Origin of the sequence: Kineosporia corallincola (genome assembly GCF_018499875.1) — a bacterium.
In the GTDB taxonomy this organism is placed as follows: domain Bacteria; phylum Actinomycetota; class Actinomycetes; order Actinomycetales; family Kineosporiaceae; genus Kineosporia; species Kineosporia corallincola.
In genome coordinates, this window is the sequence record NZ_JAHBAY010000001.1 from 922932 (window position 1) to 942089 (window position 19158).

Below are 19158 nucleotides of genomic sequence, written 5' to 3' on the forward strand. Positions count from 1 at the left end.
TATTACTCCTGCTCGGTGCTTTTGGCGCCGCTCGCCGTTTCGGTGAGCTCACTGTAGGGCCACGACCAGTTGGCGATCTCGGGGGAGTCCTCGCCGTGTTCGCGGGTGTAGGTACGGGCCTGGATGCGCAGGTCGTCGAGCTTCTGACGCAGGCTGGCCCGGGCGCTGCCGAGCGCCGGAACCCGGTCGATCACGTCCATGACCAGGCGGAACCGGTCCAGGTCGTTCAGCATCACCATGTCGAAGGGCGTGGTGGTGGTGCCCTCCTCCTTGTAGCCGCGCACGTGGATGTTGCTGTGGTTGCGGCGACGGTAGGTGAGCCGGTGGATCAGCGTCGGGTAGCCGTGGTAGGCGAAGATCACAGGCTTGTCGGCGGTGAACAGCGCGTCGAACTCGCTGTCGGACAGGCCGTGCGGGTGCTCCGACTCGGACTGGAGGCGCATCAGGTCGACCACGTTGATCACGCGGACCTTCAGCTCCGGCAGGTACTGGCGCAGCAGGTCGACCGCGGCCAGCGTCTCCAGGGTCGGGATGTCACCGGCGCAGGCCAGCACCACGTCCGGCTCGCCGTCGCAGTTCGACGCCCACTGCCAGATGCCCAGACCCCGCGTGCAGTGCGCGATCGCCTCGTCCATCGTCAGGTAGTTCAGCGCCGGCTGCTTGCCCGCGACGATGACGTTGACGTAGTTCTGGCTGCGCAGAGCGTGGTCCGTCACCGACAGCAGGGTGTTCGCGTCCGGCGGCAGGTACACCCGGACGACCTCTGCCTTCTTGTTCACCACGTGGTCGATGAACCCGGGGTCCTGGTGCGAGAACCCGTTGTGGTCCTGACGCCACACGTGCGACGTGAGCAGGTAGTTCAGCGACGGGATCGGGCGCCGCCAGGGGATCTCCTGGGTCGTCTTCAGCCACTTCGCGTGCTGGTTGAACATCGCGTCGATGATGTGGATGAAGGCTTCGTAGCAGGTGAACAGGCCGTGCCGGCCGGTCAGGTTGTAGCCCTCCAGCCATCCCTGGCAGAGGTGCTCGGAGAGGACCTCCATCACCTGGCCGCTCGGGTCGAGGTGGTCGTCGCCCTCGATCGTGCCGGTGTTCCAGGCCCGGTCGGTGACCTCGAAGACCGGGGAGAGCCGGTTGGAGGCGACCTCGTCCGGCCCGAACAGCCGGAAGTTGTCGGGGTTGGCCTTCATCACGTCGCGCAGCCAGATGCCCATCTGGCGGGTGGCCTCGCTGGACGTGACGGCCGGCTGGTCCACCGGGACCGCGTAGTCACGGAAGTCGGGCAGACGCAGCGAGCGCATCAGCAGACCGCCGTTGGCGTGCGGGTTGGCGCTCATCCGCCGGTTGCCCTCGGGGGCCAGGGCGGCGATCTCCGGCAGCAGTGAGCCGTCCGGGCCGAACAGCTCTTCCGGCTTGTAGCTGCGCAGCCACTTCTCCAGCTCGGCGCGGTGGTCGTCGTCCGTGCGGGTACCGGACAGCGGCACCTGGTGCGAGCGCCAGGAACCCTCGACCTGCTTGCCGTCGACGACCTTGGGGCCGGTCCAGCCCTTCGGGGTGCGCAGGACGATCATCGGCCAGGCCGGCGGCTCTTCGCCCGCCGTGCCGTTGCGGGCGGCCGTCTGGATCGCCTTGATGTCGTCGAGCGAGGCCTCCAGCGCGGCGGCGAAGGCCTGGTGCACCTGCGCCGGGTCGTCACCGGTGACCAGGTACGGCTTGTGGCCGTAGCCCTCCATCAGCGCGACCAGCTGCTTCTCCGGGATGCGGGCGAGCAGGGTGGGGTTGGCGATCTTGTAGCCGTTCAGGTGCAGGACGGGGAGAACCGCACCGTCGCGTCGCGGGTCGACGAACTTGTTCGAGTGCCAGCTCGCGGCCAGCGGGCCGGTCTCGGCCTCACCGTCGCCGACCACGGTCAGGGCGACCAGGTCGGGGTTGTCGAAGATGGCGCCGTAGCCGTGCACCAGGGCGTATCCCAGCTCGCCACCCTCGTGGATGGAACCGGGCGTCTCCGGGGCCACGTGGCTCGGGACGCCGCCGGGGAAGGAGAACTGGCGGAACAGCTTGCGCAGGCCGGTCTCGTCCTGGGTGATGTGCGAGTAGACCTGGGAGTACGTGCCCTCCAGGTAGGCGTTCGCCACCAGTCCGGGGCCGCCGTGACCGGGGCCGGTGATGTAGATGGCATTCAGGTCGCGCTGCTTGATCAACCGGTTCATGTGCGCGTAGATCAGGTTCAGGCCGGGGGTGGTGCCCCAGTGGCCGAGCAGGCGGGGCTTGATGTGCTCAGCCACCAGCGGCTCGTTCAGCAGCGGATTGTCGAGCAGGTAGATCTGGCCCACGGACAGGTAGTTCGCAGCGCGCCAGTAGGCATCGATTCCGGCGAGTTCCTCATCCGTGAGGGGGTTCTCGCTGATCTGTGCGCTCGTACGGGTCAGGCTCTCGGTCATTGCCGGACCGCTCCTCTCGATCGTGTGACTCGATCCTCTCGGCTCCTCGTCAGAATGCCAACGGGACTTTCGTCAGGGGTGGATCGTCTGCTCGGCCCCATTCGTGGCGTCAACCGTCCCCGACCGGGCAGAAGGGGTGGGTGTCGTTGCCCGGCAGCGGGATCCGTACAGGTTTACGGTTGTCCGGACTGCCGGACAAATTTCCTGATCCGCACTTTGCGTGACTGTGACGTGATGGCACAAAGTGCCACAGAAAGTGCCATCCGTAGTCTTGCCAAGACGGTGCGTGTCATGGCAAGGGTGCGGGTCCGGCATCAGACGTGGGGACGCCGGGAGCGGCCGGGGAGCGTCCCTTGCGGAAAGTGCCCGGCAGGGCGGTGAGCTGGTCGGGGCTCCTCGTCGTCCATGATTGAGAGCCCCGGCAGTGTGGTGAAACAGTGCCGCCTGCACCGTGTCTCGGACACGGTGCAGGCCGCACGGGGCGCGGGGGAATCAGTGGCGGAGGTAGCGGGCGACGATCGGGGTCAGCTCGGTGGCGATGCCGGCGTGACCGGCGTCGTTGGGGTGGACCAGGTCGTTGAGGCCCTCGGCGGTCAGCCAGCCGGTGGTGTCCACGTAGACGACGCGGCGGTCCCCGGCCGTTCTGCGGGCTGCCACGGCGGCCTGGGTCTCGGTCTCCCAGCGCCCGATGAACGTGCGTAGCGCGAGAATGGTGGCGTGCGGGTACTTTTCCCGGACGTTCGTCAGCAGATTCTCGTAGCCCGCCTGGAAGTCGGCGCCGACCACGCCGTGGCTGGTGTCGTTGGTGCCGAGATTGATGACGACCACATCGGCCTGGTAGCGCCGGAAGTCCCAGGTGGGCGCCCCGTCGACGGCGCTGGAGGCGGTGAACCGCTGCTCCAGGCCCACGCAGCCGATACCCCGGATGCTCTCCTGCGCCGTCAGTTCGCGCAGGCAGGCGCCGCCCTGGGCGATCTGGGTGTGCCGCACGCCGAGCTGCTCGCCGACCAGCCAGGGGTAGGAGGTGAGGGCGACCTGGCTGGAGGTCTGGCCGACGGTGATGGAGTCACCGAGGAACTCGACCACCTGGCGTGGCGTCCGGGTCGGCAGGGTCCGCGCCCCCTCGTCCAGGACGAGCCCCTGGAACACGGCGTCACCGTGGTAGGAGCCCGCGACGATCCGGTACGACACGGTGAGGGTGTGCCGGCCGCTCTCCAGCGGGGTGGGGGTGAGGTCGACGGTGCCGCTGACGTTGGACAGGTAGGTGTAGGCCCCGCCGTCGATGCTGTAGTAGAGCGAGATGGTGCCGCGCTGTTGCAGTTTCACCGTGGTGCCGGTGAAACTGGTGCGGAGGTAGGCGCCTGCCCACCCGGGGACGTAGGCGGTGGGGTCGGTGGTGTCCCAGCGGCCGACGAAGGAGATGTTGCGGTCGGTCGGCGAGCCGTCGCCGGTGTTGGTGCTCGTGGCTGCGCTCGTGGCTGTGCCGGTGGCCAGGGCCGGGGAGGCCGGCATTATGGCCAGGGCCGCCACGGCGAGGGCGACGACGGATCTTCTCAGCAGGCTCATGAGGGCTCACTTCCGCGGGAGGCCAGGCATGCGTCAGGGGAAAGTCTTTGATGCGTCTTTCGCGAAGTAATCCTCAGTTGGCGCGGGCGGACTGGCAAGCGTTTTCCCAGTTTTCCGGGATTTGCGGGGAGCGGTGCCGGCCGGAAGCTGTTCGGGGCGAATCGGCTGACCGGGCAGGAGGCCTTCGCTAGTGTCCCGGGCATGGATGGGGATCGGGGGGCCTCGGTCGAGGCGATGGCCGCGCTCTACGCGGCCGAGGAAAGCGCGATCATGAGCACCAACGGCTACATCTCGACGCTGATGGGGGCGGGCATCGCCTACATCGGTGTCACCCTGACCTTCACCGAGAAGTTCGGTGACGAGGTGTCGTGGTGGCTGGTCGCGCTGCTGCCGGTGCCCACCTGGCTGATCTCGGCCTACCAGATTCTGCTGGCGAATACCGTTTTCCTGCGCACCATCTCGGTGCGGATCCTGGAGAAGAGACTGGTCGGGACGGCTGGGTTCACGACCGCCGAGCACGATCTGATCGGAGGCTGGCGGTCCGACCTGGTGCGCGACATCCATTCTCCGCACAAGCCTTTCGCCGCCGGCACCCTGCTGGCCTACCTGGGTAACGTGCTGCTGGTGGTGGCTTATACGGCTTGGATCGTCTGGTTCGCCTGGGTACGGGGGCTGCACTGGTGGGGGCTGGCTTATGCGGCTGGTTATCTCGGGGCTTGCTGGATCGTCACGGCCAGCTGGTGGCGGGGGCAGGTCATCGCCTCACGGCAGAAGACCGAGGCGGTCAGGGTCGGGTTGCTGCGCGGCGACCTGCCGTTCTGAGGCGGTGGGTTCTGGTCTTCGTGGAGGCGCCCTGTCTCAGTCTGTCAGTGTCCCGGTCCGGGCGAGACGGGGCGGGTGACGGTCTGGTCGGGACGCCACGTCCCGTTGACGTGCTCGGCGATGCGCTCAGCCATCACGTTGGCTTCGGCCTGCACGTCCGCCGGTAGTGAGGCGGCCGCACGTTCCAGAGCGCCGGGCAGTTCTCGGCGCAGTTCCTCGACCCAGGCGACGCCCTGCTCCCCAGGGACACCGATCTGCTTGGCCGCTCGCTTCCAGTCGGAGATGCCGACGTCCAGAAATCGCCAGTGTTCTCCGATCTTCATGGCGGAGTCCAGGCGCTCGTACTGTGGATAGCAGGCCGCGGATGCGACGTCGTAGAGCGGGCCGATCTGGGCGCGGTTCCCGATCAGGATGAGTGAGTAGTTCTTGGCATGAGCGTCGGTGCCACCGATGAGGGCGTTGAGAGCGAGACCCTTGAAAAAGCGCTCAGCCGAGACGGTTCGGTCGTCCAGCTGGAGTTGCCGTATCAGCCTGCCGACTGCGGCCACGCCAGGGCCACCGTCATTCTGATACTTCTGGCTGGGGTGGACCGCCAGAGCCTGACACAGATCTTCCTGGTGAACCCGGTACCAGCGGCCGGCGTCGTCCTGGTTTCGGTCGTAGCGGTGCGAAATGACGGCGTGGACGTCAGCCACCTCGACCAGGCTCACCTCGGCCGTCAGGAGACCTGCCTGATAGGCGGTCCGCTGGCACAGCGCCTCGTTGACATGGTGACGCTGGAAGGCCCGCAGGGCGGGCTTGATGATGCAGTTGGTCGGTGTCGAATCCCGGGGAATGCCCAAGGCTCCGGTTTCGGGGTCGCGGAACAGCGCGTCTTCGGCTGGGCGCCCGCCAGGCTCCACCGGCCGCCGAACCGGCCGGGGTCCCAGTCCTCGTCGTGTTCGGCGAGATCACGTGCGAGCGAGGCGAAGTCGTCGTCGCTGAGCCACTCGATGTCACCGGTTCGCTCGGCGGCGTCGGACGCGTCCGCGTCGGGTGGCATGATCTGCACCGCGCCCGCAGCATCGCGGCCGACATGCCGTAGGAGCGAGAAGGGGTTTCTCGGGTTGGCGCCGTATTGCTGGCCCCAGCGTTGGCGGGCTGCGTCGGAGTCGGGGAGCAGCCCGTCGAGGTAGGCGCTGACCACCTTGTTCGTGTGCTTGCCTGCGGCCAGAGGCATGGACAGCGAAAGTGGTGTTGTGTCCGGGGCCGCTCGGTATTCCTCGTCGTAGGTGAAAGACAAGGCTCCCTGCGGCGACTGATGCACCTCACCGATGAATGTGCCGTCGAGGAAGACCTGCAACTGCTGCGGCCCTGCCATCAGCGTGCTCGTTTTGCGAACAGCGACACGAAGGGGTCGGTGGGGCCCTCGTCCTTGGCGCGGGAGGAGCGAGTGGCAGGCTCGGCTGTCGTTCTGCGCGAGCTGCGAGTAGCGTCGGACTTCCTGCTGGCCTGAGGTGTTTCGGGTGGAGGCGCCTCAGGCTCGGCCCGCGAGGCTGAGGCGGTGGCGGCGGGTTGTTGCTCGACGTCAAGAGCCAGGCCCAGGACGACCAGGGCGTCCAGGACCTTCTGGGTCTCCAGGCGAGGCTGACCGCTTTCCAGGCGCACGATCCAATCGCGGCCGACACCCAGACGATCGGCCAAGACAGCCTGGGTCATCCCCTGGGCACGCCTGGCGGCACGCACCAGTGCACCGATGTCGCGGACAGTGGTGACGCGCATCGCCCTGACCTTCTAGATACGTGGCTGCTTCCTGATTGACAAGTGTAGGCGTTCGGCAACTTTTTGGAAAGATGCCGAACGGCAACATCGGCTGGTGTGGTCGTTCGGCAACAGCCTGAGCAGAGTGGTCTCAAGGGGGCAGCGCATCTCCTTGTCCCGCAAGGAACGCTATGAGTTTCTCGTGGGGAGCGCGCCATCCTGGCCTCTGGCGGGGGCGGTCGTCGAGGAGGTCGGCGACCTCGTCCAGGGGACCTGGGTGTGCTCGGCCATCTCGGTGCCCGGGTCCCAGGGCGGGGTCTCCGACGGCGCCTGCGGGAGCTTCTGGCCGTCTGGACGTGGGCGTCGATCGGGGATCAGGCCTGATCGTGAGATGTCGGCCAGCACCCGCGAGATCGCCCAGTCGTCGTCGGAGGCGGTGCGGGTGTGCCCTACGTGTTGTTAACGGCTGTCGTGGTTCTGGTCGATTGCGGCTAGGGGAGGCGTTGTGGCGCTCTGGCGGCAAACGTTAGTGGGCTGGATACACGACAATGGCCTGCTCTCCAGGGTTTTCCTGGTCAGCAGGCCATTCGTGCGCTTCAGCAAGAAGTGCCCCCGGCAGGATTCGAACCTGCGCTTTCGCCTCCGGAGGGCGACGCTCTATCCCCTGAGCTACGGGGGCTCGGGTGTCACTGACACTAGCAGTCCGGTGCCCTCGGCCGCCAATGCGCTGGACGGTGTCGGGTCAGCCCTCGGCCTCCCGCAGGTCCAGCTCCTGGTCGCTGCCCTCGATCAGGATGTCGAGGAACGCGGCGGCCTCGGTGGCCGCCGCATCGGCGTCGCCGTTGACGACGGCGTCGACCAGGGCGGAGTGGTCCTCGTCGTCGGGGGAGATGTAGGTGACGTTCACGCGGACGTTCTCCTGGAGCGCGACGACCAGGTTGTCGTAGAGGTCGATGAGCACCGGGTTGTGTGAGGCCTGGACGATGGCACGGTGCAGGCGCACGTCGCGTTCCACCAGCTCGTCCAGATCGCCGAGCCGGCGGGCGGCCTGGCGGCCGGCCACGAGCTCTTGCAGCAGGGCGACGTCGGCGGTGGTGCGGCGGCTGGCGGCGAGCCGGGCGGCGCCGACCTCCAGGGTGCGGCGGACCTCCAGCACGTCGAGGCGTCGCGCGTTCGCCACCCGGCGGCTGACGGCGCCCGCTAGCTCGCTGGCGGCCAGTACATAGGTGCCGGAGCCCTGGCGTCGTTCGAGCAGGCCGGCATGGACCAGGGACTGCACGGCCTCGCGCACCGTGTTGCGACTGGTGCCGGTGAGCTGGGAGAGCTCGGTCTCGGTGGGGATGCGTTCGCCGACCGCCCAGCCGCCCTCGGTGATCTGGGTTCTGAGCTGCTCGATGACTTGGTCGATCAGACCTGCCCGCCGGGCGGAACGGAGCGAACTCGGAGCCTCACTCACCGGGGCTGACATCAGATCATCCTATCAATCGCTGGCGGATCGGAAGGGGCTTGCGAACGGCATGCGGCAAGAGTGCCACGTCCCGGGGTGCACCCGCCGCAGATCGGGCCAGGCGTGACCGAAAACCCCAGGACAATACGGTTCCAGACGGAACATGTCGACCCGTCGTCGTCCATCGTTCTCAATCATGGACGACGAGTGGCCCGGCCGACCCCGCCGCCGTTCCGGTCAGTCCTGCGCGAGGTGGGCGAACTCCTGTCGCCAGTCCTCGAACCAGGCTCGGTACCAGGGCAGGCGATCCGCGAGAGGCACGATGTAGGTGACGGTTTCGCGATAGTAGGAGGCCTGCTTGTGCGGCCGCGGATGGGTGTCGAGATGCTGCACGTTGGTGAGGCGGTCGGCCAGCTTCAGGGCGAGCACGTGATCCGGGGCCTGGGCCAGGTGGTCGAGGTAGGCCTTTCGGGCAATCGCCTTGTCCTGCGCGGGATCTCGCGGAGGCTGGGTGACCCAGTCGACGAGTTGCCCCACGCCGTCGCCGAATCGGTCGGCGACCTCGGCCAGTTCGGTCGGGGTGTCTTCGACCACGTCGTGCAGCAGGCCGGCGGCGAGCAGATCGGTGTCTTTCCAGCCCGATCCGTGGACCAGCACGTCGACCACCTGGAGCAGATGCTCGACATACGGCTCCCCGGCCGGGCGGGTCTGACCGGCATGACGTTCCGCGGCGAAGTCGTAGACCTCGCTGAGGCGGTCGAGGGCGTCGAGGGTGAGGGCAGGCTCCAGGGCCGGGCGTGCGGACGTCCAGTCGGGCCAGCCGTCGAAGGTGCGGATCATCTCGTTCCTTCCGCTGAAAAGTAATGCCTTGTCTCGATTATGCTTGATCCGGGAGGGCGGGTTCTGTATCGGGTAGGGCGGGGGACTCGTCGCGCACCACCCGGTCCGGAGCCATCCTGGTGGGCTCATTGTCTACTTCTGACCGTGTCCGCACTCGTACGATGGATGGGTGAGCAGTGTGTCGTCAGTTGTGTCGGAGCCGGAGAGCCTGACGCTTGAACCGCGCCCGCATCGGCTGGGGGTGGTGCACCTGTCGCAGCTCTTGCTGGTCGAGGCCGTCCTGCTCGGGGTCGCGGCTCTGCTCGGCGTGGGGCCGGTGCCGGCCGCGGTCCTCGGGGTGTGTGGCCTGATCGTCGTCCTGTTCACGTTCCGTCGCCGGCGGCACCGCTGGGCCCCGGAGTGGCAGATGCTGCGCTGGGGGCTGTCCCGCCGCGCGCAGGCCACGGACGACGCACATCCGGACGCGCGGGTCACCGCGCTGCGCACTCTCGCCCCCGCCCTGAACGTGGTCGGCCGGGAGACCGCTGACGGCGTTCCGGCCGGGATCGGGGGCGATCGTGCCGGGTGGTTCGCCGTCCTTGAATTCTCCGGCACCACAGAGCATCTCGCGCAGGAGATGAATGGGCCACCGCTCGACCGGATCGCCCAGCTGGTGGCCGAGTCGGACATCCCCGGAGTGCGGGTGCAGGTGCTCACCCACACCGTGCCGTCGGCGTTCGCGGCCGACCGGGCACGCACTCTCGGTGCACCGGCTTTCGCACCCGCGCACGTGACCACCTGGGTCGCGGTCCGCCTCGACGCCCAGACCCTGGCCGAGGAGGCGCGCAACGCCGAGGTCTCGCCCCCCGACGTACTTCTCACGCTGGTGCGCCGACTGGAGACTCTGCTGAAACGCAGCACCCGGGCCACCTGGCGGGTGCTGGACGCCGACTCCGTGGTCGCCGTGCTCGCCCGCTCGTGCGGGATGCTGGGCGAGGCGCAGCCGATCGAGGAGCGCGACCGGGTGAAGACCGGTGCGCTGCACCATGTCACGTTCTGGGTCCGGTCATGGCCGTCGGCCGGTGAGCCGCGGGTGCTGCTCGACGCGCTTGCGCTCGTCCCGGCCGCGTTCACCAGCGTCAGCATCGTGCTGGAGCCGGGCCGGCAGGAGACCCGTATGCGTTCACTGGTGCGAATCACGGCCGGTGCCGGGCAGATTGACACGGCGGCCGACACGGTGCAGCAGGTGTCGAAGCAGCTCGACGCCGACGTGCAACGGCTGGACGCCGAACAAGGGCCCGCGGTGTACGCGACGGCTCCCAGCGGTGGGGGAATCGGGTAGCTGCGTCTCCGGAGACGGCGCTACGCTTCGGAACCCCCTGACGTCTGAATCCTGGAGTTCTCATGACCGAGCAACCGAACCGGTTGCGCCGGAAGAGGTCTCGGGATTCGCGGCCCAGCACCGGTACGGGGCGTTGCTGGCTGCTCAGGACCTCGGCTCGCCGTACCGTCGGGCGGGCAGGGCGGCCGTGCTGGCGCTGGTCTGCCTGGCCCTGATCGTGGTGGTGACGGTGCTGGGGATGTCGATCTTCGACGACATCCCGTTCCTGAGGGGCGTCGGCCAGATCGCCAACCTGTTCCTGATCGTGGGCATGCTGCTCTCGGTGGCCTCCGCGGCCCGGACCTTCACCCGTGGGTATCACGCCTACTACGTCTACGACGGCGGATTCGTGGTGCGGGGACGTGACGTGCGGGGTGTCGCCTGGTCCCGGGTGAGCGAGCTGCGGGTCATCGGCACGGGGGCGTCGGCGCAGTACCTGCTGACGTCGTCCCTGGGAAAACTGCTCATCGGTAAGCCCGAAGACGGGAGCGTCGCGTTTCGCGAGGCTGTGCTGGAGGCCATGGCCAGGCACGGGCGGGCGGTGCTCTGACGGATGACCGGCGGGCAGGTCACGCTCGAAGAGATGCTCGAGGTGGTCCGTGGAGACCTGTCCTCGTCAGAAGATTGCTGGACCGGCACTTCCGCGGAACCGATGTCGGATCCTGGCTTCATCCGGTGCGTCTGACCCATGAAGACGGTGATGTGGTGCGGGTGGAGTTCTTCACGTACCACGAGGAAAGAAGCGGGCAGCTTGCGGTGATTCGGTGGTTTGTTCAGGTGGTTCAGCTGAGGAGGCGAACGGAGCCTTCGGAGAACGGGCCGGCGATGGTCAGGATCGCGAAATCCTGATGAGTGATCGTTCCCGTGCCGTCCGCATCGGCCTGTACAAACCACTTCCGGACGATGATCTCGAGCGAAGGGCCCCCGAGACTCGGCGTGTACGAGAAGAATTCCAGACGCGCCTGGTCGCCGGAATCCTCGAGGCGCACATCGTGCAGCCATGCCTCGATCTCCCGGGCCTCCGGGTACCGCTCCAGCAGAGACGCCTCGTGGAACGAGCCTTCGACCAGGTATCCGGGTGTCAGCGAACTGGGTTCGAGGTAGGCGATGACCTCTGCCAGAGCCCGGGGGGACGGCGCCTGCCCTTCGGGGAGGAACAGGCGAGCAGCCAGGCGCAGTAAGTCGGTCTCGCCGGACTCCACGGCACCGAGCACGTACTCGGACCCGTCCTGGGCGAACAGCAGGACCCGCAGCAGATTTCCGCCGTGCGAGAGGTCCATGGTCTGCTCGACCAGGACGCCCTCATGTAGCCAGGGCTCCCGCGCCAGCGGCCAGTCCAGGCGCTGGATGAAGTAGTCGCGTTCACGCCCCGAGCTGTTCGTGGTGAACAGCTCGGCGGCGGAGCGATCGCTCCGAAGCTTGGAGACGACCTCGTCCTCGGAAAGAACCGACCTCCGGATGACGACCATCACCCGGTCGAGGTCGGAGGGGGCGCCGCTCACCGGGTGTTCTCCTCAGGGACGGGGAATCTGCTGTCGATGGTGCGTCGAAAGTCGTTCCACGAAGGTAGTTCCCGAGGAAGCTCCGCCGGGCCGATCGTCTCGGTGATGAACTCGGCGATCACCCGGCGACGGTGCAGCTCTCGCACCGCTTCTCGGCGCGCCTGATCGTAGCCCGCGCGATCAGGGTATTCGCGGCCGTCGATGATGAAACCGAACCGCTTGTCGCCGTTCTCCGTGACCAGGCAGGTGGTGCGGTCGTACGCCGGACGAGAAGAGGCGCGGGCCTGGGGATCCGTCATTTTCTGGTCTCTTCCTGGTCCAGAGCCGCAGCTTCGGAGAACATCTGCATGATCAGTTCATGCTGGTGAGGGGTCAGATCATGGTACTGCTTGAAAACAGTGTTGTGCTCCAGGTCCGCGGCCACAGAGGCACGCTGGGTGGTCAGCTGTAGTTCGTAGGTGTAGGCGACGCCGTCCACGTCGATGCGGACCACCATCGGGATCACCCGGTAGCTGGGATTCTTGGACTTCGGATCGGCGTACATGTTCTCGACCTCGAGAATCCTGCCGCCATCGCCTGTTCCGAACCGCTTTTGCACCTTGTGGAGCACCGCTCCGAGCTGCTCCATGTTGTCCACGGTGATGCGTGCGCCGACTGCATCGATGACATCGCCCACCTCGTAGGCGGAACGCCCCGAACCGACCATTCGACCCACCTTGTCGAAGAGACCGTGGGCGATCTTGGTACGGATGCTGTTGGTGGCACCCGGAGGAGTGAGATCATCCAGTTCGCGTTTGACGGCCGGCTCGACGTCGATGAGGAGGGTTTCCGCGTAGCGCTCGACCGCCTCACTCTGCTCTGCGGTCGGATGCAGTCCGGTCGCACGTTCAGGATGCCGGATCTTCTGCTCGTCGATGAAGACCTGTTTGCGCGAGAGGCCGTCCGATGTCTCGTTCACCGAAGCCGGCACATGCTCGAAGACGATTCCTTGGCCTGGGTTCTCCCGGGAGTAGGTATCGAGATCCTGATTTGCGAGCAGGCGGCCATCAGCCAGTTCCTGCAAGATTTCCAGTGGCCGGTCGCGAAGCGCAGGTTCCAGCAGGTTGCCAGCGAGGTTGAGGCGGTGGATCTTGTGGTCGGCGATCAACTTGGTCACCGCGTCCAGAACCTCGGCCCTGTGGGGAAGCGCCTTGGTGACCCATTCAGTCGTCAGGGCCTCCCTGGGCGTAAGGGCGAAATCGTGCCTGGCGACCAGAGAGATGTCGTTGGCTGACCCGCCGGCCAGCAGCGATGCCGCAGGGTCGTGCACCTTGCCCGTCAAGGCCTCGAACAGCCATCCCGGTTTGTAAGTTTCTTCGGGTAGCGGCGCTTTCCGTGTTGCCTCCGCAACCGGGTCGGTCTGCTCTTCCGCCGGTGGCTCTGGACGAGGGCCGTTGCCGGTCGGCGTTTCTTCACCGATGGGCGGTGCGTCTGCGGGACGGCCGGGTGGCATTTCGGCCTGGGCACGACGGATGGCGTCGATGTCGACAGGATTGTTCCGAAAGACCTCGAAGGCGATGCGCTCTGCCTCTTCGGCCTTGGCGGTCCGTTGCAACTCTTTGAGGACGGCCTCGTGGATGTGGGCGTTCAGATCTCTGGTGATCGGGCCCACCAGACCGCCCGGCAAACCCGACCCAGCCCTGCTAGTGTCCGTGGCGTCGATGATGGACATCCGCACCTGGTCCATCAAGGTGTCGTGATCGGTGACCTCATCCCTGTAACGCTGAAGCAGATCATCAGAGTCGATCAGTTTTTGCAGTGGGATTTTTTCGACGTCGTACGAGCTTGCCACGTACCGTCCGAGAGCCTCAAGGGATTCGTCTGCCCGAGCGCGGCTGTCCCCAGGGATTCGAGGGTCTTCGCTGTATTTCGGGCGCGGCGAGTTGCGCACGGTGTTGTGCAGAAAGGTGCGCTGAGCCAAGAAAGATCGGAACTCGTTCTCGAACGTCACGAGCGCCATGACAGTCCGCCGCACATTCCGCTGCTGGACGGCGTCCAGGTCGACTATCCCGGACTCGACCAGAGCATCGACCTTTTTCCGGATCATGTTCTTGTTCGGCTGCAATCGATGGAGCGATTCGTGCAAAGCCGTTCCTGCGATGTCGGTGACCACGCGCGGCGTTTTGCTGTCGCCCATGTCGATAAAGGTGAACTGAGAGGCGGCTTCATAGGTTCCTCGATCGGACGATCCGACAAGACCACGCAGTTCAGCATCGCTGTAAACACCCTGGGGCAGCTTTTTTCGTGCCTGTTCGAACTGCTTGGGCACCGCGTTTTCGAGGGTATGCATCACATGATCGGCGATGGTGTTCCCGAAAGCGTCGTCTACGAGGATGTGGATGATGGCCTTGTCGAGCACGTCAACTCGGTGGGTTGAATCGAGGTCGATCTTTCGGTGGGCCAGCTCGACCTTGTCCAAGGGGTCCAGTCCATGAACCTGTTCCCAGCTGGGTGTGCGTTCGCCCTTGTTAGTGATCTCGGTGCTCAAGCGCTCAAAACGTTCCGTGTAGTCCCGGACGTTCTGGCTGTGCTCACGCACGGCGTCGATCAAGTCCGGCAATTCCTGGGGATTCTCGCGGGTTCTGGTGGTCTGGTCGAGAACGGAGGAGGCACCCTTCTGGAGTTCCTTCAAGGCGTCGATCTGCTGGCGTCTCTCGTCCCCGTAACGGCGTTCCAGATTGTCGATCTGCCGATCGAGCTTGTCCGCCGTCGCCCGGAGAGTGTCTTCGGTGCTGAGCTTCTTTCCCCCGAGAGAATCGGTGAGCAATCTGCTCCGGTGCAGTTCGGATTCTGGCGACAGGTGGTTCGCTGGCCGCCGCTCTTCCTCGATATGCCGCTCGGGAGAATGCTCCTGGGCGGCATCGCGTTGAAGCGCCCGCTCCGCCTGATCCCGGCGCACGCCGTCCAGGTCCAGCCCGTGCTGTGAAACCACCTCGCGCGTCAGAGGTCCGGAGAACCGCCCAGGCTGTCCGTGCTCGTGATGTTCCACGATGGCCAGCCGCGCCTGCTCGACCATGCCTGCGGCGTCGGTCAGATCGGGGTGCCCGGCGAACAGATTGTCGTTCGTGTCCACCAAGTGGGAAGCAGGACCCAGATAGTTCGTCCGCACGTGGTCCATGATCTCGTGCGGGGAGTTGTTGGCCCGGGTACCGCTTTCCTTCGGGATACGCGGATCGCCGTCGTAGCTCTTCTCCGGCGAATGCTTGGCCATGCCCTGGAGGAACTGCTGCTGCACCATGAACGCCCGGTACTCCGACTCCAGGGTGATGCGGGCGTTCTCCGAGGAGATGCGCCGGTCGATCTCCGCGGGTTCCAGGTCGGGCTCAGAACGTCGCAGAGCCCGGTGCAGATCGCGCCGGATCAGGTCCTTGGCGGGCTGGAGCGCGTGGACCGACTCGTGCACCATGGTCGAGACGACCGAGGTGAGAGCCCGCGAGTTCCCGACGCGACCGAAGTCCACATAGGTGACACCGTTGGCCGAGTTGTAGGCACCGCTGGGACCCGGCTCGTTGAGCCAGTTCCGGTCGCGGTCGACCACCTCCGGGGGCAGCCGCCGGCCCGCGATGGAGGGGTCTTTCGGCACCGCGTTCTGCATGACCGTGGACACGTGCCGGGCGAACTCCGGGCCCAGCACATCACGCACCAGGATCGTGCCCACAGCCTGGTCGAGCACGTGCATCCGGTCGGTGTCCAGATCGACCTTGGCCTGGCGCTGCGACAACTCGACCCGGTCGAGCAGATCGAGACCGTGCACGTCTTGCCAGGGCTGGATCACCGCGTCCTTGATCGGCTGGTTGCCGTCCTGTGTCCACGCCTGGTCGGCGTAGTCGTGGTAGGTGTCGCCGCGTCCCTGGAACCTCTCGGTGTAATCGTTGATGCCGCGGCTGTGTTCGGCGACACCGTCGATGAGTTCGGAGATGTCCTTCCGGCCTGCCTTGACGTCGGCGACCGTCGTTTCCAGCCTGCCGGCCCGGGTCTTGATGTCTTCGAGGGCCTGGATCTGGTCGGGCCGGGAGTCACCGTGGTTGGCCCGGATCCGGGCGATCGCCTCGTCGATCTTTCCTGGCGTCTTACCCAGGACGTCGGAGGTGGTGTCCGCGGTCCAGGAGAACTTGCTGCGCTCCCGCGCCTCCTCGATCGAGTTCTCGCGGCCCCCGTGCTGGTCAGGGGTGGTCTCGTCGTGGCCGTGGTCGTGGTCGTGTTCCGCGGGGCTCTGGTCACCCTCACGCGTATGGACGACGTCAGACTCGTCCTGGCTCGGCGTCGTCCTTCGTTCTGGCTCTGCCGAATCGCCGCCGGAGGACTCGTGCCGGGTGCCGGCCGAGTCGTGATCCCGCTCTCTGGCCGGTGTATCGGCCGGGGAGGGTGAGGGCTGGGCGTCGTCGCGGACCGGACGGGCATCGGTGTCGCCGGGCGGATTCCGGTCCGTCCCGGTGGTGCGATCCGGCTGCGTGGGGCGGGGGTCGCGCTCCGCGGCGGTGGTGCGGTCGGGCTGGGCGGTGCGGTCGGTCTCGGGTGTGCGGTCGGTCTCGGGTGTGCGGTCGCCTCGGGCGTCGCGCTCCGATGGAGTGGTGCGGTCGGGCTGGGTGGCGCGGATCGGCTGCGTGCTGTCGCCGGGGGCGGTGTCGCGGTCGCGGGAGGTCGTAGTGCCGCCCTTGGCCGGAGTGCGGTCGGCGGGACGGGACGAGTCGGTCTGGGTGACGCGATCGCCTGTGGTGCGCACTGTTTCGCCGGTGCGCGCCGTTTCGCCGGTGCGTGCCGGGCGGGGGGAGGCGTCGTCGGTACGGCTTGGAGCGGCGGGCGTGGCGTCGTGCGTCTGCCGCGTGGGCTCGATGACGATGGAGCCGCCGGACGGTGCCGCGGCGTCCTGCCGCTGCCGCGATGACGTGTCCGCGACGCGCGGGGTCGAGGTGTCGGCACCCTGGTCGACGCGGTGCGAGCCGCCCGAACCCGTATCCACCGAGGTCCGGATGCTGCGCGTCGTGCCGGAGGACGCCGAATCGGTCTGGCGCGCGGTGATGTTCGAACTGCTGCCGGCGTCGCGGGCCGAGGTCGTCGTGGTGGGGTGAGTCTGCCGGCCGAGGGCTTCTCGGATGTCTTGGGTGCTGGCCCCCTGCTCGGCCGCCTTGGCGGAAGGCACTGAGGTGGAGGCGTTCTCACCCACCGCATGCGTGCCCAGTTGGGGCGAGCGGTTGGTGAGGGCACCGTGAACGCCGTGGGCCGCGAGCGGGATGGCGGCGCCGACCGCTCCGGCGGCGAACTGGGTGCCCAGGCCCTTGAGGAGGCCGTCGTCGAACTGTTTGAGGTATTGCTTGGAGAAACCGAGTTGGTTGTTGGCGACGTAGTTGTACGTGACGTCGAGGGCCGCCTCGGAGGCGATGTTCGAGAAGCCCTCGCGGGTGAGGGCCCCCGTGGTGTTGATTCCCACCCGGACGGTGCGCGAGGTGGGCGCGGTGCCGAGGAATTTGGCCAGGTTGCGGTTGACGGCCTTGTTGGAGTTCGTGAGCTTGTTCACGGTGCTGTTGCCCAGTCGGCGGGCCCCGCCGCTGAGCAGGTGCCCGGCCAGTCCTCCGGCGGCACCGGCGGCGGCACCGGCGTAGAAGTTGTTCTTGACGGTTTCCCAGTCGACCTCTTTTCGGTTGCCCTGGGAGACCTGGTACTGCTGGGCGGCGAGGTCGGCCCCGGCGAAGGTGAGACCGCCGTGGGTGGCGCCGACCCCCGCCGTCTTCAGCAGCGACGGCGCGTGCTTGCCCAGGCTCTGGAGACCGCGCGCGCCCAGGTTGGTGAGACCCTTCTTGCCCGCCTCCGTGCTGACCGTCTTGCCGGCGGCGGGCAGGCCCTTCTTGGCGGTGAGTTCGGCTGCTTCTTTCAGGCCCTGTTTGAGGATGGGTTTGCCCATCATCATGGCGAGACGTTGCAGCACCGCGGTGATGGCCTCGCGTCCGGCCAGGACAGCTGCTGCGGAGAAGGCGCCGCCGCCGAATTCGGCGAACATCAGGCCGAGGGTGACTTCGATGGCGGTGATGGCGAGGATGATCTCGCACATGAGCTGGGCGTATTCGAGTTCGAGGGCGCCGTTGAGGCAGGCGGCCTGGTAGTTGTAGGCGGCGGCGGAGAATGCGGTGGGGCCGGATTCGCTGCTGCCGACGAACTCGTTCCAGCGGTTGGTGAAGGCCTCGCCGGCGTCGCCGCCCCAGTTCATGACGACGTTGAGGGCGGTGCTGTTCATGTCCATGAACGATTCGTCGATGGTGCCGGCGAGTTCGCCCCAGGCGTCGCCGAGGTCGCGCCAGGCTCCGGGGTCGCCGTCGGGCCAGGCCTGGAATGACGTGGCCCGGATCAGCATGTCCCAGATCCATTCCAGGGCTGGGTCGAGACCGGCCACTCAGCGACCCGCCAGGGTGAATGCTTGCTGGGAGGACATGGTTTCAGCCCTCCCCTGCTGAACCGGCACCTGAATCAGGCATCGATCATACCCGGAACGATGGTAAATGAGGGGGAAAGGGACCGGTCGCGGTACCGGGAGCACCTAGACTGGCGGTCCTGGGACCTGGTGGGAGGGCACGTGCCGACAGAACTTCTGGACGTCGAAAGGACGCTCACAGCACTGCGTGAGCGCATCCTGGTGCCCGGTGAGAGCGTCACCGACATCCATGCAGGCAAGCGGTCGCTCTGGGTGGAGACCAGCGTGCGCGGCCTGCTCGTGTCGCGGCCGCAGTGGCAGCTGGCGGCCGAGCCCTGGGCCGACGACGTGCTGGAGGTCAAGGGCGACGAACCGATGACGCACACCGAGCGCGAGCTGTTCGGCCTGGTCCACGCGAAAGACGGCTCCAGCTATGCGCTGGGCCTGCATCGGGACGACGACCTGGCCGCCCTGGCCTCGCGCCTGACGTTGCCGCCCGGTCAGGCCGTGCAGCCGGTGGCGCTGGCTGAGATGATCGCGCTGCTGGGCACCGGCGGGCACTTTCACGGCGCCCTGATTGAGGGGTCGGCCGGGGGAGATCCGCTGCTGGAGCGTTTCCCCCAGGCCGGTGAGATCGAGTCCTGGCTGCACCCGGTGCGGTGGCAGAGGGTGGACGGCGAGGTTCGGCTGAAGTTCTTCTCGTACAGTGTTTATCCCACGGACGAGGGGCGTGTGGTGGGGGTGGACGCCTGGGCGGTCACGGCGCCCGCGGCCGGCGAGACCCGCATCCGGCGCGACCGGGTGGCCGAGCTCGCCATCGGGATGGACGGCGAGCTCGGCGAGGTGCGCCTGCTCGGCTGAGCAGCGCTCGGTCAGGACGGCCTCGGGCTGAGCCGCGTGGTTCGGTGCCGCGCCAAGTTCGGCGTGGCGTCGGGTTCGGCGTGGCGTCGGGTTCGGCGTCGCGTCGGGTTCGGCGTGGCGTCGGGTTCGAGACGGCG

At 67.0% G+C, this 19158-nt stretch carries 14 protein-coding genes and 1 tRNA gene; 4 read left to right on the top strand and 11 right to left on the bottom strand.

Going from position 1 to position 19158, the window contains the following annotated elements:
- Positions 1 to 2: 2 nt before the first annotated feature.
- Together KIH74_RS04180 and KIH74_RS04185 are read right to left on the bottom strand one after the other, a co-directional pair.
- The gene (locus KIH74_RS04180; RefSeq protein ID WP_214154361.1) at positions 3 to 2441 is read right to left on the bottom strand and encodes a phosphoketolase family protein; all 2439 of its coding nucleotides are present in this window, start codon (positions 2439 to 2441) and stop codon (positions 3 to 5) included.
- Positions 2442 to 2933: 492 nt separating this feature from the next.
- Positions 2934 to 4007, bottom strand: a complete 1074-nt coding sequence (locus KIH74_RS04185; RefSeq protein ID WP_214154362.1) for an SGNH/GDSL hydrolase family protein — start codon at positions 4005 to 4007, stop codon at positions 2934 to 2936.
- A gap of 201 nt (positions 4008 to 4208) precedes the next feature.
- Here KIH74_RS04185 and KIH74_RS04190 point away from each other — a divergent pair, with 201 nt between their 5' ends.
- Positions 4209 to 4829, top strand: coding sequence for a hypothetical protein (locus KIH74_RS04190; RefSeq protein ID WP_214154363.1), 621 nt, complete (start codon positions 4209 to 4211; stop codon positions 4827 to 4829).
- Between the two features lie 44 nt (positions 4830 to 4873).
- Here KIH74_RS04190 and KIH74_RS04195 read toward each other — a convergent pair whose 3' ends face one another.
- The 6 genes from KIH74_RS04195 to KIH74_RS04220 all read right to left on the bottom strand — a co-directional run bounded on the left by KIH74_RS04195 (position 4874) and on the right by KIH74_RS04220 (position 8856).
- The gene (locus KIH74_RS04195; protein WP_308113584.1) at positions 4874 to 5665 is read right to left on the bottom strand and encodes a HipA domain-containing protein; all 792 of its coding nucleotides are present in this window, start codon (positions 5663 to 5665) and stop codon (positions 4874 to 4876) included.
- Entirely contained in the window at positions 5548 to 6189 is a 642-nt protein-coding gene (locus KIH74_RS04200) for a HipA N-terminal domain-containing protein (protein WP_214154364.1), read from the bottom strand. Before KIH74_RS04200 ends, KIH74_RS04195 begins: the two co-directional genes overlap by 118 nt.
- Positions 6189 to 6590, bottom strand: a complete 402-nt coding sequence (locus KIH74_RS04205) for a helix-turn-helix domain-containing protein (RefSeq protein WP_214154365.1) — start codon at positions 6588 to 6590, stop codon at positions 6189 to 6191. The genes KIH74_RS04200 and KIH74_RS04205 overlap by 1 nt, the downstream gene beginning before the upstream one ends.
- Positions 6591 to 7176: 586 nt before the next feature.
- A tRNA-Arg gene (locus tag KIH74_RS04210) sits at positions 7177 to 7248 on the bottom strand.
- 63 nt (positions 7249 to 7311) lie between these two features.
- The gene (locus KIH74_RS04215; RefSeq protein ID WP_214154366.1) at positions 7312 to 8037 is read right to left on the bottom strand and encodes a FadR/GntR family transcriptional regulator; all 726 of its coding nucleotides are present in this window, start codon (positions 8035 to 8037) and stop codon (positions 7312 to 7314) included.
- Positions 8038 to 8253: 216 nt separating this feature from the next.
- Positions 8254 to 8856 carry an HD domain-containing protein gene (locus KIH74_RS04220; protein WP_214154367.1) on the bottom strand — a complete coding sequence of 201 codons (603 nt, stop codon included), beginning with the start codon at positions 8854 to 8856 and terminating at the stop codon, positions 8254 to 8256.
- A gap of 169 nt (positions 8857 to 9025) precedes the next feature.
- Between KIH74_RS04220 and KIH74_RS38335 the strand changes: the two genes are divergently transcribed.
- Together KIH74_RS38335 and KIH74_RS04230 are read left to right on the top strand one after the other, a co-directional pair.
- Positions 9026 to 10177: a type VII secretion protein EccE gene (locus KIH74_RS38335; RefSeq protein ID WP_214154368.1), complete on the top strand. Its 1152-nt coding sequence runs from the start codon at positions 9026 to 9028 to the stop codon at positions 10175 to 10177.
- Positions 10178 to 10310: 133 nt separating this feature from the next.
- Positions 10311 to 10766 (top strand): hypothetical protein, encoded by a 456-nt coding sequence (locus KIH74_RS04230; protein ID WP_214154369.1) that lies wholly within the window; start codon positions 10311 to 10313, stop codon positions 10764 to 10766.
- A 232-nt stretch (positions 10767 to 10998) separates the two neighbouring features.
- On the opposite strand, the gene KIH74_RS04235 is transcribed toward KIH74_RS04230, so the two are convergent.
- The 3 genes from KIH74_RS04235 to KIH74_RS04245 are packed head-to-tail and all read right to left on the bottom strand — an operon-like array spanning position 10999 to position 18142.
- On the bottom strand, positions 10999 to 11718 hold the full coding sequence (locus KIH74_RS04235) for a hypothetical protein (protein ID WP_214154370.1): 720 nt from the start codon (positions 11716 to 11718) through the stop codon (positions 10999 to 11001).
- Entirely contained in the window at positions 11715 to 12017 is a 303-nt protein-coding gene (locus KIH74_RS04240; RefSeq protein WP_214154371.1) for a hypothetical protein, read from the bottom strand. The genes KIH74_RS04235 and KIH74_RS04240 overlap by 4 nt, the downstream gene beginning before the upstream one ends.
- Entirely contained in the window at positions 12014 to 18142 is a 6129-nt protein-coding gene (locus KIH74_RS04245; protein WP_214154372.1) for a WXG100-like domain-containing protein, read from the bottom strand. The genes KIH74_RS04240 and KIH74_RS04245 overlap by 4 nt, the downstream gene beginning before the upstream one ends.
- A 180-nt stretch (positions 18143 to 18322) precedes the next feature.
- Between KIH74_RS04245 and KIH74_RS04250 the strand changes: the two genes are divergently transcribed.
- Positions 18323 to 19021: a hypothetical protein gene (locus KIH74_RS04250; RefSeq protein ID WP_214154373.1), complete on the top strand. Its 699-nt coding sequence runs from the start codon at positions 18323 to 18325 to the stop codon at positions 19019 to 19021.
- The last annotated feature ends 137 nt before the right edge of the window (positions 19022 to 19158 follow it).